The following is a 25,911-nucleotide window of genomic DNA, read 5'->3' as shown; positions in this document are numbered from 1 at the left end:
GATTAGTGGTGAAAGGTGCAGCGACGGTCCAACGCCGCGCACAAACCAAGCCCAAGGGAGCAGTTTTGGGACACAACAGGATTTCCGGTACCTCCTCTGATGCGCATCGGCGTGAATCTGTTACCGCCCTGCGGGAGCGGCCTTCGGCGAAGGTGCTCATCATCGGTGGCGGTATCAACGGCGTAGGAACCTTCCGGGACCTTGCCCTGCAGGGCATTGATGTTGCCCTCGTGGAGCGTGGGGACTATTGCCAAGGCGCCAGCGGTGCATCGTCGCACATGATCCATGGCGGCATCCGATACCTGGAGAACGGTGAGTTCCGCCTTGTTCAGGAATCAGTGGTGGAGCGCAACAGGCTCCTGCGGATCGCCCCGCACTACGTCAAGCCGCTACAAACCACCATTCCCATCTTCAGCACCTTCTCGGGCGTCCTGTCCGCTCCCATGCGTTTCCTGACCCACAAGCAGGGCAAGCCGAAGGAACGGGGCGCCTTCCTCATCAAGCTCGGCCTGAGCATGTACGACTTCTTCTCCCGTGACGGTGGGAGCGTCCCCCGGCACCAGTTCCGCGGCAAGGACAAGGCTTTGGCTGAGCTACCCAAGCTGCATCCTGGAATCAAATACGCGGCAACCTACTTTGACGCGTCCGTGCACAACCCTGAGCGGCTCACCCTGGACGTGCTGCAGGATGGCGAGAAGGCGGGGCGCGGTGGTGGACTGCCGGGCGGGACGGCCCGTGCCAGCAACTACGTGTCACTGGTTTCCATGGGTACAGACGGAGTGCGGCTCCGTGACGAATTGAGCGGCAAGGAGTTCGACTTCCAGGCCGACGTCATCGTTAACACCACTGGCGCGTGGGTTGACCTGACCAACCAGGCCATGGGAGCCGCCAGCCAGTTCATGGGCGGCACCAAGGGTTCGCACATCGTGCTGGACCACCCGGAACTGCTGGCCGCCTGCAATGGCCGCGAGATCTTCTTCGAACACACAGATGGCCGCATCGTCCTTATTTACCCGATGGGGGACCGGGTGTTGGTGGGCACCACGGACGTTGACGCCGACATGTCGGAAGACGCCGTCTGCACCGAATCCGAAATCGACTACTTCTTCGACCTGATCGGCCACGTCTTCCCCACCATCAAGGTGGACCGTGGCCAGATCGTGTACAGCTTCGCTGGTGTCCGCCCCCTGCCGCGCCACGACGCCACGCAGCCTGGATTCGTCTCACGGGATTACAGGATCGAACGCAGCGTCCGATCCCGTGAGGGTGCCATGGCTACGCCAGGCGGCAAGGGCGTCGTCGTACTCAGCTTGGTGGGTGGCAAATGGACCACCTTCCGGGCGCTTGCCGAACACATGACCAACGACGTTCTCCGCGAATTGGGCCAGGAACGGAAGGTTTCGACGGCGAAACTCGCCATCGGCGGTGGCGCCGGCTTCCCTGCCACGGAACAAGGCGAACAGGAGTGGATCAAGAAGCACATGGGGCCGGGGCTGGACGCCGATCGCGTGGCTGGTCTCCTGACCCGGTATGGGACACGGGCAGAAGCAGTCATCGATTACCTGAACGCCGGACATGACCAGGCACTTCGGTCCACCCGGGAACTCAGTGTTCGTGAACTGGCTTTCATGGCTGAGCACGAGCAGATCGGACATCTGGTGGATGTCCTCATTCGGCGGACCTCGCTCGCGTTCCGCGGCCTGGTGACCGGCGAGTTGCTGAATGAAATCGCCGCAGCGTTGGCTGAACCGCTCGGTTGGGATGCCACCGTCCGTGAGGCAGAAATCCGCCACGCCCAGGAAGTCCTGCAGAGGTTCCACAAGGTTGACGTGCACAGTCTCGTAGCCTGAGGCCGACTGCACAAAATGCTTTACCGTCCCACTCTGCTGCAGGGACGGAAACGGGGTAGGTGGGCCCTTTGGGGCCTCACCACACCGGGATGGTTGCGGAAAACGGAACTATCCCCACAGCCTCTTCAACCCGCGAGGAGGCTGACAACAGAAAAATGAGGAGTCAAAGATGTCTCTTGGAATAGTTTTCCTTTCCGAAGTATTCGGAACCATGATGCTGACCCTGCTGGGTTGTGGCGTCGTGGCAAACGTTGCGCTCAAAGGCACCAAGGGCAACAACGGTGGTTTCTTGATGGTGACGTGGGGCTGGGGTATTGCGGTCTTCGCGGGCGTTTTCGTGGCCGCAAAGTCCGGTGCGCACCTGAACCCTGCTGTTACCCTGGGCCTGCTTGTTAAGGGAAGCAAGGAATACGCGCCCGATGTCAGCGTGGACTTCGCCTCCACGCTGACGTACTTCGGCGGCGAACTGCTCGGCGCTTTCCTGGGCGCCGTTGTCTGCTGGCTCGCGTACAAGCAGCACTTCGATGAAGAGCCCCTGGCAGCCAACAAGCTGGGAACGTTCTCCACAGGCCCGGCCATCCGTTCAACCCCATGGAACCTCATCACCGAGATCATCGGCACGTTCGTTCTGGTCTTCGTCATCCTGACCCTCGGCGGCACTCCCTCGGGACTGGGCCCGTTGGCGGTAGCGCTGCTCGTGGTCGGTATCGGTGTCTCCATCGGCGGCCCCACGGGTTACGCCATCAACCCGGCACGTGACCTCGGACCCCGCATCGCGCACGCCGTGCTTCCCATCAAGGGCAAGGGTTCCAGTGACTGGGCCTACTCGTGGATCCCTGTCGTCGGGCCCCTGGTCGGCGGTACGCTGGCAGGCCTCATGGCCAACATCGTTCCAGGGATCATGCCGTCCGTCGCCGGCTAGCTCCACACCTCTGAAGCGGGCAATCCGCCCTACCCGATCAAAAACCGCAGATAACCACTGAGACAAGGACGTCACCATGAATCAATACGTCATCGCCATCGACCAGGGCACCACCAGCTCCCGCGCCATCGTCTTTGACCACACGGGCAACATTGTGTCAACGGGACAGATGGAACACGAGCAGATTTTCCCGCAGGCAGGTTGGGTCGAGCACAACCCCGCCGAGATCTGGAACAACACCCGGGAGGTCATTGGTTCCGCCCTGTCCAAGGCGAACCTGACGCGGCACGATATTGCCGCCGTCGGAATCACCAACCAGCGTGAAACCGCCGTGGTCTGGGACAAGAACACGGGCGAGGCCGTTTACAACGCCATCGTCTGGCAGGACACCCGGACCCAGCCGATTGTGGACGAGCTTTCCAGGGACGGTGGACCTGAGCGCTTCAAACAGAAGGTAGGCCTGCCGCTGGCTACCTACTTCTCAGGCACCAAGATCAAGTGGATCCTGGACAACGTCGATGGCGCCCGCGAACGCGCTGAAGCGGGCGACCTGTTGTTTGGCAATACGGACGCCTGGGTTCTCTGGAACCTGACCGGCGGAGTCGACGGTGGCGTGCATGTCACCGACGTTACCAACGCGTCCCGCACTTTGTTCATGGACCTTGAGACGCTGCAATGGGACCAGGAAATCCTGGACATCTTCGGTGTTCCGGCCTCCATGATGCCCGCCATCAAGTCCTCCTCGGAGGTCTACGGTCACGTCCACACCTCCCAGCTGCTTCGCGAAGTTCCCGTGGCCGGCATCCTGGGCGACCAGCAGGCTGCAACATTTGGTCAAGCCGCGTTCCAAGCAGGCGAAGCGAAGAACACCTACGGCACGGGTTGCTTCCTGATCTTTAACACCGGCGAGGAAATCGTTCACTCCAAGAACGGTCTGCTCACCACCCTGGGATACAAGTTGGGCGACGACAAGCCGCACTACGCCTTGGAAGGTTCCATCGCCGTCACCGGTTCCCTGATTCAGTGGCTCCGCGACAACCTCGGCATGATCAGTTCCGCTCCGGAGGTCGAGGAACTCGCAGCGGCGGTCAAGGACAACGGGGGCGTCTACATCGTCCCCGCGTTCTCCGGCTTGTTCGCTCCGTACTGGAGGGCTGACGCTCGAGGCGCAATCGTGGGCCTCACCCGCTTCGCCAACAAGGGCCACATTGCGCGTGCTGCCCTTGAGGCGACTGCGTTCCAGACCCGCGAGGTACTCGACGCCGTCAACGCAGACTCGGGTGTTCCCCTCACCGAACTGAAGGTCGACGGCGGCATGGTCGCCAACGAGGCACTCATGCAGTTCCAGGCTGACATCCTCGGCGTGCCGGTAGTCCGCCCGAAGGTGGTTGAAACCACGGCCCTGGGCGCCGCGTACGCTGCAGGCCTGGCTGTCGGATTCTGGAAGGACCTGGGCGAACTCAGCGCCAACTGGGGCGAGGACAAGCGCTGGGAGCCGCAGATGCCCGCCGAAGAGCAGGAGCGCCAGCTGCGACTCTGGAAGAAGGCCGTTACTAAGTCCATGGATTGGGTCGACGAAGACGTTAAGTAGTCTGACCTGACGTTGACGGCAGCCGCGCCTGCCCCGCCCGCTTCGCGGTGCCCACCACACCCGGGCGAGGCGCGGCTGCCGTCAACTCAACCATCAGCTCTGTAAGCCGCTCGATGCGACCTGGGAGTTTGATCGTGCGCTATTGTAGATCTATGCGTGCGATCCTTCTGCTTAGCTAGCCGCCCGGCAATCAACAGCCGAGCGGCCGCCCCTCCATTGTCGAGGGGCTTTTGTGTGTCCGGGGCTTACCTGGAGCGCAGCAGGAGGCAAAACCGCCATCGAAGAACAGAAGAGGGCAGCAGTGAGCGTTCAGCCGGAGACAGAGACCGGAACAGCACAGACAGCCGCAGCTGGAGCGCCTGAAGAAGGCGTCTACAGCTTCGCCGCGATGGAAGCCAAGTGGCCGCAGGTCTGGGAAGACCTCAAGGTGTTCACCCCGCTTGACGACGGTTCGCGGGAACGCCGCTACGTGTTGGACATGTTCCCCTACCCCTCCGGCGACCTCCACATGGGGCACGCCGAAGCGTTCGCCATGGGCGACGTCGTAGCGCGCTACCTGCGCCAGAAGGGCTACGATGTCCTGCACCCCATCGGTTGGGACTCCTTCGGCCTCCCCGCTGAGAATGCGGCCATTAAGCGCAACGCCCACCCCAGCGAGTGGACCTACGCCAACATCGATACCCAGGCCGCCTCGTTCAAGCGCTACGCCATTTCGGCTGACTGGTCCCGGCGCCTGCACACGTCCGACCCCGAGTACTACCGGTGGACCCAGTGGCTGTTCAAGCGCTTCTACGAGCGTGGCTTGGCGTACCGCAAGGACTCGCCCGTCAACTGGTGCCCCAAGGACCTGACCGTCCTCGCGAACGAGCAAGTCGTCAACGGTGCCTGTGAGCGCTGTGGTACGGCTGTCACCAAAAAGTCGCTGAACCAGTGGTACTTCAAGATCACCGAGTACGCCGATCGCCTGCTGGAGGACATGGACCAGCTCCAGGGCCATTGGCCCGAGCGAGTGCTGGCCATGCAGCGGAACTGGATTGGCCGCTCCGAGGGCGCTCACGTCCGCTTTGTCATCGAGGGCACCCAGGACCGGGCCGAGCGCGAAGTCACCGTCTTCACCACGCGCCCGGACACCCTCTACGGGGCAACGTTCTTTGTGGTTGCTGCGGATGCGCATTTGGCCCTGGACCTCGTTACTCCTGAACAGCATGACGAACTCATGGCTTACCGGGAAAAGGTCAAGGCCCTCTCCGAGATCGAGCGCCAGTCCACAGAGCGCGAGAAGACCGGTGTCTTTACCGGACGCTACGCGATCAATCCGCTGAACGGTGAGAAGCTTCCTGTGTGGGCAGCTGACTACGTTCTGGCCGACTACGGCACCGGCGCCATCATGGCTGTTCCGGCGCACGACCAGCGCGACCTCGATTTCGCCAAGGCGTTTGACCTGCCCGTCCGCGCCGTACTGGATACCGGCGAGGACGACCCCGCCGAGACCGGCGTTGCCACTGCCGGCGAAGGAAAGCTCAAGAACTCCGGCGACTTGGATGGACTGTCCAAGTCCGAGGGCATCCCGGCCGCAATCGAGATCCTGGAGAAGTTGGGTACCGGCGAGAAGTTCGTCAACTTCCGGCTCCGCGACTGGCTGCTCAGCCGCCAGCGCTTCTGGGGCACGCCCATCCCGATCATTCACTGCGCCGAATGCGGCGAAGTGCCCGTACCCGACGACCAATTGCCCGTGAGGCTGCCCGAAGACCTGCGCGGCGAGGCACTGGCGCCGAAGGGCACCTCCCCGCTGGCCGCCGCCGTCGAATGGGTCAACGTCGAGTGCCCCAACTGCGGCCGGGCAGCGCAGCGCGACACGGACACCATGGATACGTTCGTGGACTCTTCCTGGTACTTCCTGCGGTTCGTCTCGCCCCACTACACCGAGGGCCCGTTTGATCCGGCGAAGATTAATGACTGGATGCCCGTGGGGCAGTACGTAGGCGGCGTGGAGCACGCCATCCTGCACCTGCTCTACGCCCGGTTCTTTACCAAGGTCATCAAGGACATCGGCCTGATCGAGGCCAGCGAGCCCTTCAGCGCACTGCTCAACCAGGGTCAGGTGCTCAATGGGGGCAAGGCCATGAGCAAGTCCCTTGGCAATGGTGTGGACCTTGGCGAGCAGTTGGACAAGTTCGGCGTCGACGCCGTTCGCCTGACCATGGTCTTCGCCTCGCCCCCTGAGGACGATGTTGACTGGGCAGACGTCTCGCCGTCTGGTTCGGCCAAGTTCCTGGCCCGTGCCTGGCGCCTCGGCCAGGACGTCATCAGCGAACCCGGAGCTGATGCCATCGCCGGTGACCGCGCACTGCGCACGGTAACCCACAAGACCATCGCTGATGCCGCCGAACTGTTGGACAACAACAAATTCAATGTCGTGGTGGCACGCCTCATGGAGTTGGTCAACGCTACGCGTAAGACCATCGACTCCGGAGCCGGTGGAGCAGACCCTGCCGTGCGTGAGGCCGTTGAGGCCGTTGCTGTGATCTTGAGCCTTTTCGCCCCTTACACGGCAGAGGATCTCTGGAACACCCTGGGACACCCCGCCTCCGTGGCCAACGCCGGCTGGCCGAAGCACGACGACGCCCTGCTCGTCCAGGACACCGTCACCGCCGTTGTCCAGGTCCAGGGCAAGGTCCGCGACCGGTTGGAAGTATCGCCGGACATCAGCGAGGACGAACTCCGTGAACTGGCACTGGCATCCGAAAATGTCCAGCGTGCCATGGATGGCCGTGGCATCCGCACCGTGATCGTGCGGGCGCCTAAACTGGTGAACATCGTCCCCGCCTAACCAGGCATAACGGACTTTGCGGCCGCCGGCATTGTGCCGGCGGCCGGTCACCATTGTTGGAGGTTGCGTGCCCGAGCGAGAACCACCCGCCTGGATGTGGCTCAAGGAACGGCTGTCCCGCCTCCGGCAGCCCGCGCTCCCGGTTCCCATTGCCGATGAGGCGCTTCCCGCCGTCGTAAAGACCGCCGTGGTGACGGATTCGGCAGCGGCCTTACCAGCCGACTGGGTTGCGGCCTTTGCCGCGGACGGCCGTCTTGCCGTGGTTCCCATGCCAGTCATGGTGGGGAGCGAGATCTACGGTGAAGGCGAAGACGACATCACCGAGACGTTGGCCGTTGCCTTGGCGTCGGGTGCATCCGTAAAGACATCCCGACCCTCACCCGGCCAGTTTGAACAGGCTTACCGTGCCGCCCAGAACCGAGGGTTCGAAGCTGTGGTGTCCATCCATATTTCCTCCGAATTGTCCGGAACCGCCGATGCCGCGCGTCTTGCTGCAGCCCGGGTCGGTATCCCGGTGGAGGTACTGGACTCACGCACCGTCGGAATGGCGCAAGGTATGGGAGTGCAGAGCGCCGTAGTTGCCGCGGCCGCAGGCCTGCCCGCTGATGAAGTTCGCGCTTTTGCGGAAAAGCGCATGGAACGTACCAAGGTCTACTTCTACGTTCCGAGCCTGGAACAGCTCAGGCGCGGGGGACGCATTGGAGCGGCGGCATCGCTGCTGGGGACGGTGCTGGCCATTAAGCCAATACTTGCGGTCGACGGCGGCAGGATCGTTCCGTTGGAAAAGGTCCGCTCCGCTGTGCGCGCTATAGCCCGGCTTGAGGAGATCGTGGCGGCTGATGTCGCTTCCAGACCTGCTGGTCAGCAACGGTTGGCGGTTCATCATTTTGGTAACCAGCTTGAGGCCGAAGCATTGGCCGCACGCCTTCGGGAGAAATGCCCGGACTGTCCGCCCGCCCAGATCAGCGCCCTTCCCGCCGTCCTCGCGGCGCACGCAGGTTTGGGAGTCCTGGCGGTCATCGTGGGGGAGAGCAGCACGCCCACTTGAGCTTATCCACATAACCCAAGAGGCCCACGCCGTTCACACAGCCTCCGACATAGGCTCGATTCATGCCACGCTGGAATCGGGATGCGTCCCCAGACGTCGCAGCGCTGGCCGCCAGACGGCGGCTTGCGGTGGGACTGAACCCTCCAGACGATCCCGCTCCCTTGCTTGCCATGCCTCTGTTGGAAGAGCCCCCGCCGGAGGCTTCGGTTCCGGACCCCCTCTACGCCCAAGAGACGGTGGCGGCGCGGCTTCGGTGGCGGACGTCCTGGAGGGTGGCTGTTGCGGTTTCCGTTGTTGGTGCCGCCTGTGCAGCGTGGTTCCTTTTCCAGGCGGCTAACGGACAACCCACTACCGAGCCCCTGAGCCAGTCGCTATCGGCCGACGGAACGGTGTCCGAAGGCGGGGAGCCTGATTCGACCCGCCCCCCGGCCCAGCCACAAGATACGAAGATGCTCCTGGTCCACGTTGCCGGCGCGGTACAGAAACCCGGTGTCGTTTCGCTTCCTGAAGGAAGCCGGGTCTTTCAGGCGATTGATGCTGCAGGCGGGGCAACCGCCAGTGCTGATGTAAATGGACTCAACCTCGCGGAAGTAGTCACCGATGGGGCAAAGATCCGTGTTCCGGCTGCGGGAGAGGCGGCGCAGGAAACGGGGACCGGGAACGGCACAGGTGGGTCGGCGGAAACCCAGGTCAGCCCGGGATCCGGAGGCGCCAAGGTCAATATCAACACTGCTTCTGTGGAAGAACTCGGGACACTGCCCAGGGTTGGTCCGGTGATGGCTCAACGCATCATAGATTGGCGCAAGGAACACGGAGCGTTTGCCTCGGTGGAAGAGTTGGACGCCATTGATGGCATCGGACCCAAGCTCATGGAGTCGCTCCAGGATTTGGTGACGGTGCAGGGTGGCTGAGGATTCAGAGGGAAATCCCTTGCTGAGGCGTCTGGATCTCCGTCTGGTCCCTGCCGTGCTTGTCACCTGGGCCGCTGCACTTGCCTGTGGTGTTCTCGCCGCTGGCTGGTCCGCGACTATTGGCATAGTCCTTGCCTGTGTTGGCAGCGCCCTGCTGCTTTATTCCCGCCTGCGTGCAACGACGGCGTCACGGGCCAGGACAGTTCCGGCTACTCTCGCCCTGGCCTGTGTGCTAGGTGCTGTGGCCGCTGGGCATTGTGCTTTTGCTGCCGGAGAACGAGACCAAGGTCCCCTTGCGGCCGTCGTCGGCACCCAGGCCGGTGTGGTCATTAAGGTGCGGGTCACGGGCAGCCCTTCAGAGGCGCCCCAACCCGGGCATTCCGGCGGTACACGATGGTCGGTTCCGGCCAGCTTGGTGGACCTTACGTCCGGCGGGAACGTCATTCGAGGTTCTGCCTCCCTTGTGGTCATGGGGGACGATGCGTGGCGGGACGTTCGCCCGGGACAGCTATTGAGAACAACCGGCACCCTCAAGGAGATCCGGCCCGGACAATCCGAAGCCGCGGTTCTCACAGCCACCACCAGGCCGGTGGTGATGGGTTCGGTCTTCGACCTGCAAGACTCGGCCGCAAAGCTCCGCGAGCACTTACGCGATGCGGCAGGTTGGTTGCCTCCCGATGCTGCGGGTCTGCTGCCAGGCATGGTGACTGGCGACACCAGCGAGCTTCCGGAGAGCCTGGAAGCTGACATGAAGACAACCGGAATGGTGCATCTGACGGCTGTGAGTGGGGCGAACTGCAGCCTCATATTGGGCGGCTTCATCCTGGTTGCGAGGATCCTGAGACTGGCTCGTCCTTTCGCCGCCGCTTTCGCGGGGTGTGGGCTGGCTGCGTTTGTAGTGCTGGTGGGACCGGAGCCCAGCGTCCTGCGGGCAGCGGTCATGGGATTTGTCGGGATGGCTGCGTTGACGGGCGGGTTGCGGGGGAGGCCGCTGACTTTCCTATGTTTGGCCACGGTTGTACTTCTTCTGCTGGATCCGACCCTTGCCACCAGCTTTGGTTTCCTCCTCTCGGTCCTGGCCACGCTGGGCATCGTGTTGCTCGCCAGCCGTATCGCGTCGTGGTTTCCTGACACCATTCCCCGGTGGTTGGCGGTGGGGGTGTCAGTGCCATTGTCTGCGCAAGTGCTGTGTGGACCGGTGATCGTGGCACTCCAGCCCCAGTTTTCGCCGTACGCGCTCATTGCCAACGTGATTGCCGGGCCCCTCGTGGCTCCTGTGACAATTCTGGGGAGCCTTGCCGTGCCGCTGTCCGCGATCCATCCTTGGGCGGCGGCGATTCCGATTGCGCTGGCGGGTGCCAGCGCGATTGGTGTGGCGGGCGTAGCGCGGTTCTTTGCCGGATTACCGGGCGCGGCACTCCCGTGGGCCGAAGGTCCGGCGGGCATCGTTGCCATGGCCGTTTCTTCGGCAGTCACCATGCTCATTGTCTGGACAGCCCTGCATCCAAGCGGTGTGCTCCGGTGGATCGTGGTCCTTCACCACCGCTTGATGGTTGTGTTGGGGCGGCTGGATCGGCGCCGCTAGCGCGGCATATCGGGCGTCCCCGCCGCCAAGGCATGGCAGACTTGAAGTCTGCAAAAAAACCTCCGGAAGGAACCATCTGTGGCTGCTGCCCAAAACACCCGGGCCAAGAGCGTCGCTGCGAACAACGTCAGTTGGCGTGATGCGACGCCGGCCGCCGTGGTGTTGATCACGGGTCCGGAGGAGTACCTCGGTATCCGGGCCATGGACCGCATCAGATCCCATGTTCGGACGGCGACGCCGGATGTTGAACTGAGCAGGCTGAACGCGGGTTCCTACGAGGCGGGTTCGCTTGCGATGACGGTGACCCCATCTCTGTTCGGCGAGGGAAAGCTCATCGAAGTAGAGGGCTTGGAAGCCATGAATGATGCGTTCCTGGCTGACTCTTTGTCCTACGTGTCCCATCCGGAGCAGGATGTGGTTTTGGTCCTGCGCCACGCCGGTGGTGTCCGGGGGAAGAAATTGCTGGACGCCGTGAAATCCGCTGGGTGGCCCGTGATCGATTGCCAGCCCCTTAAGAAGGAAGCGGACAAAACTGCGTTTGTTGTCTCGGAATTCAAAGCCGGAGGTCGCCGGATTGAAGGCGAAGCCGTCCAGGCCCTCGTCAATGCGGTGGGAGCCAATTTGTCCGAGCTTGCGGCCGCTTGCAATCAGTTGATCGCGGACGCTACAACGGCGGTGGATGCAGCCACCGTGGAAAAGTACTACGGCGGACGCGTGGAGGCCACGGCATTCAAGGTGGCCGATGCGGCCATGGCTGGCAACGGACCAGTGGCTTTGTCGACGCTGCGGCATGCCCTCTCCACTGGGGTTGATCCGGTTCCCTTGGTAGCCGCCTTGGCGGCAAAACTGCGAACTCTGGCCAAAGTTGCTGGAGCGCATGGCTCGTCGGCTCACATCGCGAAGAGCCTGGGCATGCAGCCTTGGCTCGTGGAGCAGGCGCAGCGGGACGTCCGCCGATGGACCCCGGAGGGCCTCATCCGCTCCATCCAGGTTATCGCCGAGGCTGACGCCCAGGTCAAAGGCCTATCCCGTGATCCCGTGTATGCCGTGGAACACGCGGTCACAATTATTGCCACGTCCGCACGGCGGGGTTAAACCCAAGAGGCCGGCACCCATGGGGTGCCGGCCTCTTGATCAGCTCAGTCGAACTGGAAAAACCTTAGAGTGCGTTGACCTTCTTGGAGATCGCCGACTTGCGGTTTGCAGCGTTGTTCTTGTGAATAACGCCCTTGCTGACAGCCTTGTCCAGCTTGCGGCTGGCAGCAACAAGTGCAGTTGCAGCAGCATCCTTGTCAGCAGACTCAACGGCGGTGGCAACGGCGCGGATGGCCGTCTTCAGCTCGGACTTGACGGCGTTGTTACGCAGACGAGCCTTCTCGTTGGTGAGGATGCGCTTCTTCTGGGACTTGATATTAGCCACGTATGAACTCTCTTTTTAATGCGGAAATGGTCTAGAGGGTTTTCAGGTTGGCCATCGACTGAGCGGCGTGGGGATGCCTATGGCAGCCAACCATGAGTGGCCGTCGACCTGCACGGACACACAGCTATAAAGGATAGCAGAAAGCTGATTAGGGTGGCGACCAAGGCATTAAGTCCAGCCGTGTCGCTCCTTCAGGGCCTGCGAAACCTCTTGGAACTGCGGTTTGCCGAGTACCGCGCCTTCGCGCCGCACCGCCTTGGGATTGAGGCGGATCACCCGATCCAGCTTCACTTCACTGGGACGGCCTTGCCGGTCCCATGGGCCGGCTCCGAGGTCAACGTAATCGCCGGCCCGGGTCCCGTTGTCGTGGTCCTTTGACGTCAGCATGAGGCCCAGCAGCCAGGCCCCGTCTCTTCCAACCAGCAGCACGGGCCGGTCCTTGCCCCGCGAGTAGTCCTCTTCAAAGGGAACCCAGCTCCAAACAATTTCACCAGGGTCCGGCTGGCCGTCCGGTTTGGGTGAGTAGTACAACTTTGCTACGCCAACGAAGTCGCCGGGGTAAGCGCCCTGTTGATGTCCGACGGCGGGTTGCCGGGTTCGCTGCCCAGAGAAACCACCGGTCGCCGAGTTCCTGGTACTGCTGCCGCCGAGCGCCTTGAGGGATCGAAGGATGAGTTTGCCCAGTGGGCGCAAGTCCAAAGCCATGCGGACAACGCTACCGCGATGGCTGGCCAAGCCAAGTTGCCAGGAGGTTCATCGAGTCCGGCAGGCGTTTCATCAAGTCCGGAAGGAATGTACGGCGAACGGCTTGTTCATGGGAGACTAGAGGATCAGATACGCGGCGTGTCCCGGCTGGCCACTGCCAGCCGGTGGGTTTGCCGTGTGAGTGTCGACAGTAAGGATCCTGCGTGTCTCCCATGGCCCGCACCGCACCGGTGCCCGCCGCAACAGATCCGGCCATCATCCGGAACTTCTGCATCATTGCCCACATCGACCACGGTAAGTCCACCCTGGCCGACCGCATGCTGCAGTACACCGGCGTCGTTCAACAACGCGACATGAAGGCCCAGTATCTGGACCGTATGGATATCGAACGTGAGCGCGGCATCACCATCAAGTCCCAGGCAGTGCGTATGCCGTGGGAACTCGATGGCACCAGCTACGCCCTGAACATGATCGATACTCCTGGCCACGTCGACTTCACCTATGAAGTATCGCGCTCCCTGGCAGCCTGTGAAGGCGCTGTGCTCCTGGTTGATGCAGCACAGGGCATCGAAGCCCAGACGCTTGCCAACCTCTACCTGGCGATGGAGAACAACCTCACCATCATCCCGGTACTCAACAAGATCGACCTTCCGGCCGCCCAGCCTGAAAAGTATGCGGCAGAACTGGCCAACCTGATTGGTGGAGACCCGGAAGACGTCCTCAAGGTTTCAGGCAAGACCGGAGTAGGCGTGGAAGCGTTGCTGGACAAAATCGTCCGCGACCTCCCGGCACCCGTTGGCAATCCCGATGCTCCGGCCCGTGCCATGATCTTCGACTCTGTCTATGACACCTACCGCGGCGTGGTCACATATGTTCGTGTGGTGGATGGCATGCTGCATCCGCGGGAACGTATCCAGATGATGTCAACACGTGCCACGCACGAGCTCCTGGAGATCGGCGTCAGTTCCCCGGAACCCACACCATCCAAGGGCCTTGGCGTCGGTGAAGTGGGATACCTCATCACCGGCGTGAAGGATGTTCGCCAGTCCAAGGTGGGTGATACCGTAACCAACCTCGCCAAGCCGGCATCGGAGTCGCTCAGCGGCTACGCCGACGCGAAGCCTATGGTGTTCTCGGGTCTGTACCCGCTTGATGGAACTGACTACCCTGTCCTCCGCGATGCCCTCGAGAAACTGATGCTTAACGACGCCGCCCTGGTCTACGAGCCCGAGACGTCCGCTGCCCTGGGCTTTGGCTTCCGCGTCGGCTTCCTGGGTTTGCTGCACCTGGAAATCACCCGTGAGCGCCTCGAGCGCGAGTACAACCTCGACCTCATCTCCACAGCTCCCAACGTGGAGTACGAGGTCACGCTGGAGGACAAGAAGGTTGTCCACGTGACCAACCCCAGTGAGTACCCCACAGGCAAGATCGCCGAGGTCCGCGAGCCCATGGTGTCCGCTACGATCCTGGCGCCCAACGAGTTCGTTGGATCCATCATGGAGCTCTGCCAGAGCCGCCGTGGCCAGATGCGTGGCATGGACTACTTGTCCGAAGACCGCGTAGAGCTGCGCTACTGGATCCCGTTGGCCGAAATTGTGTTCGATTTCTTCGACCTCCTTAAGTCCAAGACGCGCGGCTACGCATCCTTGGACTGGAAAGCGGACGGCGAACAGGTTGCCGACCTCGTAAAGGTGGACATCCTTCTGCAGGGTGAGCAAGTGGATGCTTTCAGTGCCATCACCCACCGGGACAAGGCCTACGCCTACGGTGTCATGATGACCGGCAAGCTGCGCGAGCTCATCCCGCGGCAACAGTTCGAGGTGCCCATCCAGGCGGCCATCGGATCGCGCATTATTGCCCGCGAAAGCATCCGGGCCATCCGCAAGGACGTTCTTGCCAAGTGCTACGGCGGTGACATCACCCGTAAGCGCAAACTGCTTGAGAAGCAGAAGGAAGGCAAGAAGCGCATGAAGATGGTTGGTCGCGTTGAAGTGCCTCAGGAGGCTTTCATTGCCGCACTGACCACCGACGAGTCCAAGGACAAGGCCAAGAAGTAGATGCCCAGCGTCCTTCCTTTGGGCGACCCTGCACCTGCGGATGGCTTACTGCCCCCGCAGGTGCTGACCGGCGTCGAGCATCGCAAGTTCGGCCTCTACGTGCACATCCCGTTCTGCGCCGTGAGGTGCGGTTACTGCGACTTCAATACTTATACGGCCACGGAGCTCGGCGGTGGTGCATCGCAGGATGCCTATGCCCAAACGGCTGTCACGGAACTGGACTTTGCGGCAACGGCCCTGGATGCTTCCGGCTTGCCGGAGCGGCCGCTGAGCAGTGTATTTTTCGGCGGCGGAACACCCACGTTGCTACCTGCGGAGGACTTGGCGCGGATCCTGCGCGCCGCCGTCGGGCATTGGGGGCTTGAGCCCGGCGCGGAGGTGACCACCGAAGCCAACCCCGACTCCGTAACGCCCGCGTCGCTCAAGGTGCTGGCTGATGCCGGATTTACGCGCGTCTCCTTCGGCATGCAATCCGCGGTCCCGCATGTGCTTAAAGTGTTGGACCGCACCCATACCCCGAGTCGCGTTCCGCTGGTGGTGCAGTGGGCGCGGGAGGCTGGCCTCGCCGTTAGCCTGGACCTCATCTACGGCACGCCGGGCGAGTCGATGGCGGACTGGCAACTGTCCCTCGAGACCGCCCTATCCTATGAACCCGATCACATCAGCGCCTATGCGCTGATCGTGGAGGACGGCACAAAGCTCGCAGCCCAAATCCGGCGGGGCGAAGTTCCCGGAATCGACGACGACGACCACGCCGCCAAATATGAGCTCGCTGACAAACTGATTTCGGAAGCCGGCCTGACATGGTACGAGGTCAGTAACTGGTCGAAGACGCCTGAACAAGCCTGCCGTCACAACCTTGCCTATTGGCGGGGCGATGACTGGTGGGGGATTGGTCCGGGCGCCCACTCACACGTGGGCGGGGTCCGCTGGTGGAACGTAAAGCACCCAACGGCTTATGCCAACAGGCTTGCTGCAGGAGCCTCGCCGGCAGCTGGCCGGGAAACCCTCGACGCCGAAACCCGGGAAGTCGAGCGCATCATGCTTGAGGCGCGGCTTGGTACCGGGCTGGCGGTGGATGCGTTGGACAAAGTTGGCCGCCATGCGATGGCGGGACTTATCGCTGAAGAGCTGGTGGATCCGGTTGCGGCCTTCAAGGGCCGCCTTGTTCTTACGCTTAAGGGCCGACTACTGGCGGACGCCGTGGTGCGAAGGATTCTGCCGGACTGAATGCGGCAGTAGCCTGCAGAACCTGTGGGCTACTTGATCCAGCGCAGGTTGAGCTTGTAGCGGTGGGGCTGTCCGTGGTTGACACGAATACCGGCCGAGACTGAGAAGCACGTTAGAGCTACCCAGATTCCCGTGGCGATGACTGCAAAGATATTGCCGACCACGGGAAGCAGGACCAGGATATTTGCGAGCACCGCCGCGATGGTCGGCGGAAGTGTGAAGTTCAGTGCTTCCTTCGACTCCTGTGCCGTAAACGGCCCGCGATCACGGAAAATCAGATAGATCAGCAGGGACGGCAGGCATCCCAGAATTCCTCCGAAGTGCGCCAATGTGGCCCACTGCCGGTCTTCGCTTGCCGTCAGTGGGAGTGCGTTTGCAGGCGCGCCATGGTACTGGGGCTGGCCTGCGGCGCTGCCCGGTTCTTCAGGAGCGTTCTCTGCCACGGTGTCTTCCCTTTGCTGTAAAGATGCTGCGGTGTTGCTGTCCCAGAATACTGGGTCCCGGGTCATCCCGGGACCAACGCCCCGTTGCGTCCCTGAGGAAAGCGTATTCAGGGGCGCAGATCAGGAACTGGCATTCAGGGCGTAGTGAGGAAGTCGATGACTTCCTCCACCCTTCCCAGGAGCGAGGCTTCCAGGTCCGCATAGCTGCGTACCGCGCCGAGCAGGCGTTGCCAGCCGAGGCCAATGTCTTCAGCCGTTTCGTGCGGCCAACCGAAGGCGGCCAGAATCCCGGTCTTCCAGTCAGTCCCTCGTGGAACTTCCGGCCAACGCTCCATACCCAGCACTTTTGGCCGGATAGCTTGCCAGACATCCACGTAGGGGTGACCGACAATAAGGACGTTTCCGGCGGCTCCGGGCACCGTCATGGCTTCTTCGGCGATGCGCGATTCCTTTGAGCCCGCCACGAGGTGGTCTACCAGGATCCCGAGCCTGCGGCCCGGCCCGGGGGAGAACGCGGCGATCGCCGACTTGAGGTCGTCCACGCCGTGGAGTGGCTCGACCACGATGCCCTCAATGCGGAGATCGTCGCCCCAAACTTTCTCCACCAGTTCGGCGTCGTGCTTGCCTTCTACCCAGATGCGGCTCGCCTTGGCCACCTGGGCACGCTGGCCCGTGACCTTCACGGAACCAGACGCCGTCCGTCCTGCTTGCACAGGCGTAGCCGGAGCCTTTGCGGCAGGAGGCATGAGCCGAATGGCCTGGCCTTCAAGCAGGAAGCCAAACCCAAGCTGGAAGGACTTTGTCTTGCCGCGCCTGTCCTCCAGGGAGACGATGTGCATGCCCCCGGATTTCTCCACCCGGGTAACCTCGCCCACCCAGCCGGACTGGACATCTTCCAGGACCATTCCGCGCTGGACGGCTACCTCGGGGAGTTTGCGTTTGGCAGGAGCGGACAGATCCTGCGGGCCCCACGTGTCGAAAGCCAAGGACTTCATACCCCTTTGTGCTGGTTGTGCTGGGAATAACTCCCGCGGGCGGTTTCAATGCTAGCAACGCCCTGGCTCATACTAGACTTGTTAGCACTTAGGCATGTTGAGTGCTAAGTATTGGTCCGATGTAGGCCCGGACAGTCGTCAGGAGGTGTTGCAATGAGTGAGCCACGCAAGCTTGAGGTGCTGCGCGCAATCGTTGAGGATTATGTGCATTCCCGCGAGCCTGTTGGATCCAAGGCACTTGTGGAGCGGCACCATCTCGGCGTTTCCAGCGCCACCATCCGCAATGATATGGCCGTACTTGAAGAAGAGGGCCTCATCGCGGCGCCGCACACCAGCGCGGGCCGGATCCCCACGGACAAGGGCTATCGGCTGTTCGTGGACCGAATCTCGCAGGTCAAGCCGTTGTCCGCCGCGGAGCGTCGAGCCATCCATTCGCTCCTGGAGGGGCCGGACGACCTCGATGACATCCTTGAGCGCACAGTCAGGCTGCTGTCGCAACTGACCAACCAGGTCGCCGTCGTTCAGTACCCACACTCCAACCGGGCGTTGGTCCGCCACGTAGAGTTTGTCCTCCTGGCACCAAAGCAGGTGCTCGTTGTGCTCATCGCAGATACGGGAAGCGTTGGCCAGAAGGTCATCGAGGCCGGCTCCGATGTCAGCAACGAGGCCCTGATGTCTCTGCGTTCCAGGTTCCTTGGCAGTATCGCGGGAACCCAGCTGGCTTTGCTGCCGCAGGTGTTGCCTTCCGTGGTGGCACTGTGCCCGCCGGACCTTCGGGGGATCGCGCAGCATCTTGCCCATGGTCTGCAGGCGCTGAGTGACACCAGCCGTGAAGAGCGCATCGTCCTTGCCGGAACAGCCAACCTTGCGCGCTCCAACGTGGACTTTCCGTTGAGTATTGGGCCAGTGCTGGAGGCCCTTGAGGAACAAGTTGTCATGCTCCGGTTGTTGTCCGACATGGGGGATGATCCTCGCGGGGTGTCAGTGAGCATCGGGCGCGAGAATCCCTATGACGGCCTGGCTGAGGCATCAGTCGTGGCAACGGGGTATGGCTCCGGCGCCAAGGTGGGAATCCTCGGACCAACCCGGATGGACTATCCCACCACCATGGCTGCCGTGCGCGCCGTGGCCCGTTACCTTTCCCGCATTCTCGGCGGCTGACGCCAGCCCCGAGGTAAGAATCGCAGTACAACAAGGAAGAGATACCGACTTTGAGCAGCCACTATGACGTTTTGGGAGTCTCGCCGGAAGCCACCGGGGAAGAGATCAAGAAGGCGTACCGCAAGTTGGCGCGCAAGCTTCACCCGGACGTCAACCCTGGTGAGGATGTCGCGGAGCAGTTCAAAGCCGTGACGCATGCCTACGAAGTGCTGTCCGACCCCCAAAAGCGCCGCGTCTACGATGCCACCGGTAACGAGAACGGCACTGACAACGGCTTTGGTGGCGGCTACTCCGGCCAAGGCTTTGCGTTCCAGGACATCTTCGATACCTTCTTCGGCGGTGGCGGCGGACACGCTGGTCCGGCCTCCCGCGTACGCAGGGGCCAGGATGCACTCATCAGCGTCCGCATCGACCTCAAAGACGCCGTGTTCGGTGTCAACAAGAAGCTCGAAGTTGATACGGCCGTTGTCTGCCCCACGTGTGATGGCAGCTGCTGCCGGCCTGGCACGCACCCGGAGCGTTGTGACATTTGTGGCGGCAGCGGCCAGGTCCAGCGGGCTGTTCGTTCCATCCTGGGCCAGGTCATGACCACGGCGCCGTGTGGTTCCTGCGAGGGCTTCGGTACGGTCATCAAGGATCCCTGCAACGAGTGCAACGGGCAGGGGCGCATCCGCAGCCGCCGTTCCCTCACCATCAAGGTCCCTGCCGGTGTTGCCACGGGTACCCGCATCCAGCTCTCCGGGCAGGGCGAGGCGGGACCGGCTGGCGGACCTGCGGGCGATCTTTACGTAGAGATCCGCGTCAACAATGACTCCACGTATATCCGTGAAGGCGACGATCTGCACGCAACTCTGAGCGTTCCGATGACCGCAGCCGCCTTGGGCACGGAACTGACCCTGGAAACCTTTGACGGGCCCCAGGAGATCGATGTCAAGGCCGGCACCCAGTCCGGCGAGGTCATCACTCTTCGCGGTTTGGGCGTTACCCACCTCAGGGGCTACGGCCGCGGCGATCTCAAGGTGCACCTGCACGTTGAGACACCGGTCAAGCTGGATCCCGCACAGGAAGAGCTGTTGCAGCAGCTTGCCAAGTTGCGCGGAGAGCAGTTCAGCGAAGGCAAACTCGTGGCCAGCGGCGGCATGTTCGCCAAGCTGCGGGACAAGCTCGGTAACCTGTAGCGGTGAGCAACCCCGTTTTCTTCGCGCCCGCCGGGAGCCTGGATGGCGTTGAGCCGGGCGCTTTGTTCGCCATTGACGGTGCAGAAGCCAGGCATGCCGTAACGGTGAAGAGGCTCACGGTGGGTGAAGCCGTGGACATTGCCGATGGCGCAGGGGCCCGCCTCACGGGCACAGTGGCAGAGGTTGGTCCCGGAAGCTTGTCCGTCAAGGCATCCGAGGTAGTTTTCGAAGAGCAGCCTGACGTGCGTCTGGTACTTGTTCAAGCATTGGCCAAGGGTGACCGTGACGAGCTGGCTATTGAAACAGCCACAGAACTGGGCATTGATGCCGTGATCCCTTGGCAGGCTGAGCGATCCATTGTCCGCTGGAAGGGCGATCGCGCTGCCAAGGCCCACGCGAAGTGGCAGTCAGTGGTCACTGCCGCGGCCAAGCAGGCCCGCAGGGCATGGATACCCGAGGTGCGTCCCATCCTGGATTCCGGGGCGTTGGCAAAGGCTGTTGCTTCGGCAGACTTGGCCGTAATCCTTCACGAGGACGCAAAGAGACCCCTACGGGCAGTGCTTGAAGCGCTGGTGGAGACGAAGGGCACCGGGCTGGATTCACCCCGTGAGGTCCTCCTGATTGTCGGCCCCGAGGGTGGCATCTCGCCGCGCGAGGTGACGCGCCTCAGTGACGCTGGAGCGGTCACGGCTTTGTTGGGACATCATGTCCTGAGGTCCTCGACGGCGGGACCAGCCGCCGTCGTACTCGCCTCTGACGTCCTGGGCCGCTGGTAGGCTGTTTCGGCCTACAGCCGCCCCTGGCCGACGCCCGCCGCTGATCTTAGCCGACGCTGAAAAGCCGGGTGTCCGTGGTTGATGCGTTTGCTTGCCCGGAGTCCTGAACCTGGGCCACCCGCAATTCGTACTTCCCGGGCTTCAGGGTCGCGCTGAAGGAGAACACGCCGAATTGTCCCGGCTCTCCTGTGGCCTTCGTCTGGCCGGTGAGCAGGCTGGTTTTTTCGCCGCTGCCATTGTCCTGGAGGATCTGCCAGCTCACGGGCTTGGAGCTGTCAGTACTCCGGCCATTGAATTTGACGGAACCCGCGGGGAGCGAGGTGTCCTCTTGCGGATCGATAATCCACAGCGGCGCTACCAAGGAGGCGTCCCTGGCCATGGGCTGACCAAGCCGCACCTGGCCGAAGGCCATGAAGTCCGTATGGCCGTCCACCAGGATGACCACCTGGATTTGCTGGCCGGAGTTGATCAGGCCCGATGACGAGGCTGCCGCGGTAGCTGTGTAGACCAGCTGCTGTACCGCCCTTTGCGCCATGCCTGCATCAAGGTTGGAATTGAAGGCGTCGCGCGAAATATCAACAGTGATGACGTTCTTGCCCGAAATGGATGTTGCCAGGCTGCCTGGATCCTGCCAGGGCGTAAAAAAGTCGTGGTCCAACGGCTTTTCGGCCATCATGATCCGCAGCGCCGTGGTTACGGGGTTTCCATCGCCCCGGATGTCCCTGAATTCGCGGTACAGGTAGACATCGTCCTTGCTCCGACCAATCCAGTACACCGGGATCTTTGTTGATGCTTGGGTGGTCTCCAGAGGAGCGTTGCTGGCGGGCGCCTCCTGGAGGCTGACCGGCGGCGGGCTGGAGGTGGCCTGGGTGGATCCGCCGTTGGCGATGCACCCGGTCAGCAGCAGGACAGCAAGCATCGCAGGCGCTGCGACGACGGATTTGTTCCGCTTTCGCCCGCCAGGCTGGTGGCTTGCTGACTGCGTGATGGGGTGTCCCTTGCCTTGCGGCTGGCGGTGTCGCCAGCCCTTTTCGAATGCGCGTATTCTTTCTACCCGCCCTGCCAGCTTGGCATATCGTCGACGGCGGCTGGCCGGGTTTGCGGATACTGGCAGTAACTGAAACAGGATTGATACCCGCTTGATGCCGAGTTGAGACAAAATGTCGTCCGCCAGCGAACTGTGCACGTGGACGAAGCACGCGCGTACGCCCTGGGCGTGCCGGGCTGGCGTAGGATTGAAGGCATTCCGGCATATGGCCTGGCGGTTAAGCCAGTCCCGTTGTCGAAACGATGGACTAACTGTATTCCGACCGGAGGAGAAGAGGCCGCACGGCCACCACTATGAGTGAATCCCTGAATGGGCGGTTGCGGACCGGAAACGGGAACCCAGCCACCACCGAGTTCCCGCACACCTTACCGGGCACGCGCACGGAAATCGTCACGTTCGACAACTCCGATCAGATGGTTCACTCATTGGGCAGCCATGACGAAGCCTTGCGCTACATCGAGGAGCAGTTTCCCGACGTCAACTTCCACGTTCGCGGCAATGAATTGTCCATGTCCGGTCCCTCCACGGTCATACCGCGCATCATGCGCCTCCTCGAGGAGGTCCGGGGACTCGTGGCCAGGGGCACATTGGTGACTCCTGACGTCCTGCAGCAGCTCGTTTCCTTGTTGAGGACGCAGTCCGTCCAGAATCCTGTGGATGTCCTTACCCACAACATTCTCTCCAGCCGGGGCAAGACCATCCGGCCCAAGACGCTGAACCAGAAGAACTATGTGGATGCCATAGATGCGAACACCGTGATCTTCGGCATTGGCCCGGCAGGTACCGGCAAGACCTACCTCGCCATGGCCAAGGCCGTTCAAGCGCTCCAGCTGAAGGAAGTCAGCCGGATCATCCTGACCCGCCCGGCTGTTGAGGCGGGGGAGCGGCTGGGCTTCCTGCCGGGAACGCTGAGCGACAAGATCGATCCCTACCTGCGGCCGCTTTACGACGCTTTGCACGACATGATGGACCCGGAGTCCATTCCACGGCTGATGGCTGCGGGCACCATTGAAGTCGCACCCTTGGCGTACATGCGTGGACGGACGCTCAATGACGCGTTCATCATCCTGGACGAGGCCCAGAACACCACTCCTGAACAGATGAAGATGTTCCTGACCCGCCTCGGATTCGGTTCCAAGATGGTTGTTACCGGCGACGTTACGCAGATCGACCTGCCTTTTGGCTCCACCTCCGGACTACGGATAGTACGGGAAATCCTCACTGGGATCGATGACGTCAATTTCTCCATCCTGGAGGCCGCTGACGTCGTTCGGCACCCTCTGGTCGGCGACATTGTTTCGGCCTATAGCAAGTGGGATGAGGCACATCGTACAGATGGGGCCGCAGGCACACATCACAAACGTGGAGAACGAAAATGAGCATTGAAATCAATAACGAATCCGGTGTGGAGGTGGACGAAGCCCAGCTGGTCACATTGTCGCGGTTCATTTTTGAGCGCCTCTACATCCATCCGCAGGCTGAGCTGTCCATCCTGCTGGTGGATGAACCCGCCATGGAGAAGCTGCACATTGAACTCATGGACGAACCCGGAGCCACGGATGTGCTCTCGGTGCCCATGGACGAGCTGACGCCGGGCACTCCTGACAAGCCCACGCCGCAGGGAATGCTTGGAGACATCGCCATATGTCCTCAAGTGGCCCAAGTGCAGGCGCGGAACGCCGGACACACCACCCAGGATGAGATGCTGTTGCTCGCTACGCACGGCATCCTCCACCTGCTCGGTTTCGACCATGCTGAACCGGAGGAAAAGGAAGAAATGTTCGGTTTGCAGCGTGAGTTGCTGTCTGAGTTCCTGGGCAAGGATGCCCCCATGGAGACCATGCAGTGACCTCGCTCATCCTGGTCGGCATGGCGCTGGTTTTTCTCAGCTTCGTCGCCTTGCTGACCGCAGCTGAGGCTGCGTTCAATTTCCTGCCGCGGCACGAAGCTGAACAATCAGTGGTCCGCAGCAAGGGCAGGGCCTTGGGGAGCATCCTCAAGAACCCCATCGCACATATGCGGGCCCTGAGGTTCTGGCGCGTGTGGTTCGAGATGGCAGCCGCAGTGGCCGTCGCTGTCGTCATGCATAGTTTGCTGGACAACGTATGGCTTGCAGGCCTGGCGGCGACAGGCATCATGGCAGTCATCGGATTCGTTTTGGTTGGCGTCTCGCCGCGGCAGTTGGGCCGCGCCCATTCCGGTCCCGTTGTCAGGTTTACCGCCCCGCTGATCAGGTTCTTGTGCTGGGTCCTTGGGCCGATTCCCGGCTGGCTGGTCGCGTTGGGGAGCGCGGTGGCTCCCGGCGCCCCCGGTGGTGATGACGCGTTCGTCAGCGAGGAAGAATTCCGTGAGTTCGTGGATCGCGCGGCGGAATCGGACATGATCGAAGACAACGAGGCAGAGCTCATCCACTCAGTCTTCGACTTCGGCGATACCTTGGTTCGCTCGGTCATGGTTCCCCGTACGGACATCGTCAGCATTGGAGCGGGTTCGGACCTCGAAGCTGCCATGGCGCTTTTCCTCCGTTCCGGCTATTCCCGTATCCCGGTCATTGGCGAGAATACGGACCAGATCCGCGGCATTCTCTACCTCAAGGACGTTGCCGCGGCGATGCATCGCGGCGAACCCGGACTGCAACAGCACGACGTCGATTCGCTCGCCCGGGAGGTTAGATACGTGCCGGAATCCAAGCCTGTGAGCGACCTCTTGAAGGAACTGCAGAAGGAATCCACGCATGTGGCCATTGTCATTGACGAGTATGGCGGCACCGCCGGCCTTGTCACCCTGGAGGACCTCATCGAGGAAATCGTGGGCGAGATCGTTGATGAGTATGACGCCGCGGCGGAAGAGGCGGTGGACCTCGGCGATGGAAGCTACCGTGTCAGCGCCCGCATGAGCATTGATGACCTGGGGGAGCTGTTCGATATCGACCTCGACGACGACGAAGTGGACACCGTCGGAGGCCTCCTTGCCAAGGCGCTCGGCCAGGTCCCCATCGTCGGAAGCTCCGTTGAAGTGAACGGTGTGTCGCTAAAGGCAGATAGGCTTGAGGGTCGCCGAAACCGGGTCAGCCACATCATTGCGGCAGCCATGCCAAAGGAAGACACTGACTTTGAAGACCTTCTCGATGAGGCCGACACAACGCAACAGGGAGTTCCACGTGAGCAAGCAAAATAAAAAGTTCGACGCCGATGACGATTTCGGTGGCTTCCACGCCGGATTCTCGGTCCTTGTTGGCCGCCCGAACGCGGGTAAGTCCACGCTGACAAATGCCTTGGTGGGCCAGAAGGTGGCCATTACATCGGCCAAACCGCAGACCACGCGCCACACGATTCGCGGCATCGTCCACCGCGAGGACGCACAACTGATCCTGGTTGATACTCCCGGCCTCCACCGGCCCCGCACTCTCTTGGGAAAGCGGCTCAACGACCTCGTTGCCGACACCTTGTCCGAGGTGGACGCTATTGGCTTCTGCTTGCCGGCCAATGAGAAAATCGGTCCCGGCGACAAGTACATCGCCGCTCAGTTGGCTGCCGTGGGCCGCAAGCCCATTGTTGCCATTGTGACCAAGACCGACCTCGTGGACCGCCAGGCTCTCACGGAGCAGCTGCTCGCTGTTGCCGCATTGGGCCGGGAAGTCCTCGGGGACCAGGGCTGGGCGGACATCGTCCCCGTTTCTGCAGCCGATGGTTTCCAGGTGTCCACTGTTGCGGACGTACTTATTGGGCATATGCCGTCGTCGCCGCCGCTTTATCCGGACGGCGAGCTGACCGACGAGCCCGAGGCCGTCATGATTGCCGAACTCATCCGCGAAGCTGCCCTCGAAGGTGTCCGGGATGAACTTCCCCACTCCCTGGCCGTTGTTGTCGAGGAAATCGTGCCACGCGAAGGCCGCACCGAAGACAATCCGTTGCTGGACGTCCGGGTCAATCTTTACGTGGAGCGTCCTTCCCAAAAAGCAATCATCATCGGCAAGGGTGGCAGCAGGCTGCGTGAAGTCGGAACCAATGCGCGTAAGGGAATCGAGACGCTCCTGGGAACCCGGATCTACCTGGATTTGCATGTCAAGGTTGCCAAAGACTGGCAGCGGGATCCCAAGCAATTGGTAAAACTCGGCTTCTGACCCGGTGTCACGGCAACGGCGTGGCTTGGGCCCGATAA

General features: G+C 62.0%; 22 protein-coding genes. 17 read left to right on the top strand and 5 right to left on the bottom strand.

Going from position 1 to position 25,911, the window contains the following annotated elements; all coding sequences use genetic code 11:
* Nucleotides 1-65: 65 nt before the first annotated feature.
* The 8 genes from ACZ5G6_RS13880 (at nt 66) to holA (ending at nt 11,832) form a co-directional block, all read left to right on the top strand.
* A complete protein-coding gene (locus tag ACZ5G6_RS13880) occupies nt 66-1,850 on the top strand; it encodes a glycerol-3-phosphate dehydrogenase/oxidase (RefSeq protein ID WP_498691866.1) in 1,785 nt (594 codons plus the stop codon).
* 169 nt (nt 1,851-2,019) lie between these two features.
* Nucleotides 2,020-2,772: an MIP/aquaporin family protein gene (locus ACZ5G6_RS13875; RefSeq protein ID WP_223932991.1), complete on the top strand. Its 753-nt coding sequence runs from the start codon at nt 2,020-2,022 to the stop codon at nt 2,770-2,772.
* Between the two features lie 76 nt (nt 2,773-2,848).
* Complete coding sequence (glpK, locus tag ACZ5G6_RS13870) at nt 2,849-4,363, top strand: glycerol kinase GlpK (protein WP_498686017.1); 1,515 nt, start codon at nt 2,849-2,851, stop codon at nt 4,361-4,363.
* A gap of 301 nt (nt 4,364-4,664) precedes the next feature.
* A complete protein-coding gene (leuS, locus tag ACZ5G6_RS13865) occupies nt 4,665-7,193 on the top strand; it encodes a leucine--tRNA ligase (RefSeq protein WP_498686015.1) in 2,529 nt (842 codons plus the stop codon).
* Nucleotides 7,194-7,260: 67 nt separating this feature from the next.
* Nucleotides 7,261-8,241, top strand: a complete 981-nt coding sequence (locus tag ACZ5G6_RS13860; RefSeq protein WP_498686014.1) for a DegV family protein — start codon at nt 7,261-7,263, stop codon at nt 8,239-8,241.
* Between the two features lie 62 nt (nt 8,242-8,303).
* On the top strand, nt 8,304-9,152 hold the full coding sequence (locus ACZ5G6_RS13855; RefSeq protein WP_498686011.1) for a helix-hairpin-helix domain-containing protein: 849 nt from the start codon (nt 8,304-8,306) through the stop codon (nt 9,150-9,152).
* Nucleotides 9,145-10,737 carry a ComEC/Rec2 family competence protein gene (locus ACZ5G6_RS13850; protein WP_498686008.1) on the top strand — a complete coding sequence of 531 codons (1,593 nt, stop codon included), beginning with the start codon at nt 9,145-9,147 and terminating at the stop codon, nt 10,735-10,737. Before ACZ5G6_RS13855 ends, ACZ5G6_RS13850 begins: the two co-directional genes overlap by 8 nt.
* A 78-nt stretch (nt 10,738-10,815) precedes the next feature.
* On the top strand, nt 10,816-11,832 hold the full coding sequence (gene holA / locus ACZ5G6_RS13845) for a DNA polymerase III subunit delta (RefSeq protein WP_498686002.1): 1,017 nt from the start codon (nt 10,816-10,818) through the stop codon (nt 11,830-11,832).
* Nucleotides 11,833-11,896: 64 nt separating this feature from the next.
* On the opposite strand, the gene rpsT is transcribed toward holA, so the two are convergent.
* A complete protein-coding gene (rpsT, locus tag ACZ5G6_RS13840) occupies nt 11,897-12,157 on the bottom strand; it encodes a 30S ribosomal protein S20 (protein ID WP_223932984.1) in 261 nt (86 codons plus the stop codon).
* Between the two features lie 168 nt (nt 12,158-12,325).
* Complete coding sequence (locus ACZ5G6_RS13835) at nt 12,326-12,862, bottom strand: type II toxin-antitoxin system PemK/MazF family toxin (RefSeq protein ID WP_498686001.1); 537 nt, start codon at nt 12,860-12,862, stop codon at nt 12,326-12,328.
* A 203-nt stretch (nt 12,863-13,065) separates the two neighbouring features.
* On the opposite strand from ACZ5G6_RS13835, the gene lepA reads away from it, so the two are divergent.
* A complete protein-coding gene (gene lepA, locus ACZ5G6_RS13830; protein ID WP_216925590.1) occupies nt 13,066-14,919 on the top strand; it encodes a translation elongation factor 4 in 1,854 nt (617 codons plus the stop codon).
* The gene (gene hemW, locus ACZ5G6_RS13825) at nt 14,920-16,149 is read left to right on the top strand and encodes a radical SAM family heme chaperone HemW (RefSeq protein WP_498685998.1); all 1,230 of its coding nucleotides are present in this window, start codon (nt 14,920-14,922) and stop codon (nt 16,147-16,149) included.
* Nucleotides 16,150-16,178: 29 nt separating this feature from the next.
* Here the strand turns inward: hemW and ACZ5G6_RS13820 are convergent, their stop codons facing one another.
* Both ACZ5G6_RS13820 and ACZ5G6_RS13815 read right to left on the bottom strand, forming a co-directional pair.
* Nucleotides 16,179-16,592, bottom strand: coding sequence for a DUF4870 domain-containing protein (locus ACZ5G6_RS13820; protein WP_159699313.1), 414 nt, complete (start codon nt 16,590-16,592; stop codon nt 16,179-16,181).
* Between the two features lie 134 nt (nt 16,593-16,726).
* Nucleotides 16,727-17,578: a DUF3097 domain-containing protein gene (locus tag ACZ5G6_RS13815; RefSeq protein ID WP_498691864.1), complete on the bottom strand. Its 852-nt coding sequence runs from the start codon at nt 17,576-17,578 to the stop codon at nt 16,727-16,729.
* Between the two features lie 162 nt (nt 17,579-17,740).
* On the opposite strand from ACZ5G6_RS13815, the gene hrcA reads away from it, so the two are divergent.
* Genes hrcA through ACZ5G6_RS13800 form a run of 3 tightly spaced genes read left to right on the top strand, consistent with a single transcriptional unit; the run spans nt 17,741 to nt 20,702 of the window.
* Nucleotides 17,741-18,748, top strand: coding sequence for a heat-inducible transcriptional repressor HrcA (gene hrcA, locus ACZ5G6_RS13810; protein ID WP_498685997.1), 1,008 nt, complete (start codon nt 17,741-17,743; stop codon nt 18,746-18,748).
* A gap of 50 nt (nt 18,749-18,798) precedes the next feature.
* Nucleotides 18,799-19,926 carry a molecular chaperone DnaJ gene (gene dnaJ / locus ACZ5G6_RS13805; protein WP_223932979.1) on the top strand — a complete coding sequence of 376 codons (1,128 nt, stop codon included), beginning with the start codon at nt 18,799-18,801 and terminating at the stop codon, nt 19,924-19,926.
* A 2-nt stretch (nt 19,927-19,928) separates the two neighbouring features.
* Nucleotides 19,929-20,702: a 16S rRNA (uracil(1498)-N(3))-methyltransferase gene (locus ACZ5G6_RS13800; RefSeq protein ID WP_223932978.1), complete on the top strand. Its 774-nt coding sequence runs from the start codon at nt 19,929-19,931 to the stop codon at nt 20,700-20,702.
* 46 nt (nt 20,703-20,748) lie between these two features.
* Here the strand turns inward: ACZ5G6_RS13800 and ACZ5G6_RS13795 are convergent, their stop codons facing one another.
* Complete coding sequence (locus tag ACZ5G6_RS13795) at nt 20,749-21,621, bottom strand: GerMN domain-containing protein (RefSeq protein WP_498685994.1); 873 nt, start codon at nt 21,619-21,621, stop codon at nt 20,749-20,751.
* A gap of 422 nt (nt 21,622-22,043) precedes the next feature.
* Between ACZ5G6_RS13795 and ACZ5G6_RS13790 the strand changes: the two genes are divergently transcribed.
* The 4 genes from ACZ5G6_RS13790 to era are packed head-to-tail and all read left to right on the top strand — an operon-like array spanning nt 22,044 to nt 25,873.
* Nucleotides 22,044-23,129: a PhoH family protein gene (locus ACZ5G6_RS13790; protein ID WP_498685992.1), complete on the top strand. Its 1,086-nt coding sequence runs from the start codon at nt 22,044-22,046 to the stop codon at nt 23,127-23,129.
* Nucleotides 23,126-23,599, top strand: a complete 474-nt coding sequence (gene ybeY / locus ACZ5G6_RS13785; RefSeq protein WP_223932976.1) for an rRNA maturation RNase YbeY — start codon at nt 23,126-23,128, stop codon at nt 23,597-23,599. The genes ACZ5G6_RS13790 and ybeY overlap by 4 nt, the downstream gene beginning before the upstream one ends.
* The gene (locus tag ACZ5G6_RS13780) at nt 23,596-24,927 is read left to right on the top strand and encodes a hemolysin family protein (protein WP_223932975.1); all 1,332 of its coding nucleotides are present in this window, start codon (nt 23,596-23,598) and stop codon (nt 24,925-24,927) included. Before ybeY ends, ACZ5G6_RS13780 begins: the two co-directional genes overlap by 4 nt.
* The gene (era, locus tag ACZ5G6_RS13775; RefSeq protein ID WP_498685989.1) at nt 24,878-25,873 is read left to right on the top strand and encodes a GTPase Era; all 996 of its coding nucleotides are present in this window, start codon (nt 24,878-24,880) and stop codon (nt 25,871-25,873) included. Before ACZ5G6_RS13780 ends, era begins: the two co-directional genes overlap by 50 nt.
* Nucleotides 25,874-25,911 lie beyond the last annotated feature (38 nt).

Source organism: Arthrobacter sp. TmtSoilC51 (assembly GCF_055388015.1).
This window is presented reverse-complemented; position numbering and strand designations above follow the sequence as displayed.

Coding starts and splice junctions, on each gene's coding strand:
- ACZ5G6_RS13835 (WP_498686001.1), bottom strand. CDS start 12,862: ATGGCTTTGGACTTGCGCCCACTGGGCAAACTCATCCTTCGATCCCTC.
- ACZ5G6_RS13855 (WP_498686011.1), top strand. CDS start 8,304: ATGCCACGCTGGAATCGGGATGCGTCCCCAGACGTCGCAGCGCTGGCC.
- era (WP_498685989.1), top strand. CDS start 24,878: ATGAGGCCGACACAACGCAACAGGGAGTTCCACGTGAGCAAGCAAAAT.
- ACZ5G6_RS13875 (WP_223932991.1), top strand. CDS start 2,020: ATGTCTCTTGGAATAGTTTTCCTTTCCGAAGTATTCGGAACCATGATG.
- ACZ5G6_RS13795 (WP_498685994.1), bottom strand. CDS start 21,621: ATGCTTGCTGTCCTGCTGCTGACCGGGTGCATCGCCAACGGCGGATCC.
- glpK (WP_498686017.1), top strand. CDS start 2,849: ATGAATCAATACGTCATCGCCATCGACCAGGGCACCACCAGCTCCCGC.
- ybeY (WP_223932976.1), top strand. CDS start 23,126: ATGAGCATTGAAATCAATAACGAATCCGGTGTGGAGGTGGACGAAGCC.
- hrcA (WP_498685997.1), top strand. CDS start 17,741: ATGAGTGAGCCACGCAAGCTTGAGGTGCTGCGCGCAATCGTTGAGGAT.
- hemW (WP_498685998.1), top strand. CDS start 14,920: ATGCCCAGCGTCCTTCCTTTGGGCGACCCTGCACCTGCGGATGGCTTA.
- ACZ5G6_RS13790 (WP_498685992.1), top strand. CDS start 22,044: ATGAGTGAATCCCTGAATGGGCGGTTGCGGACCGGAAACGGGAACCCA.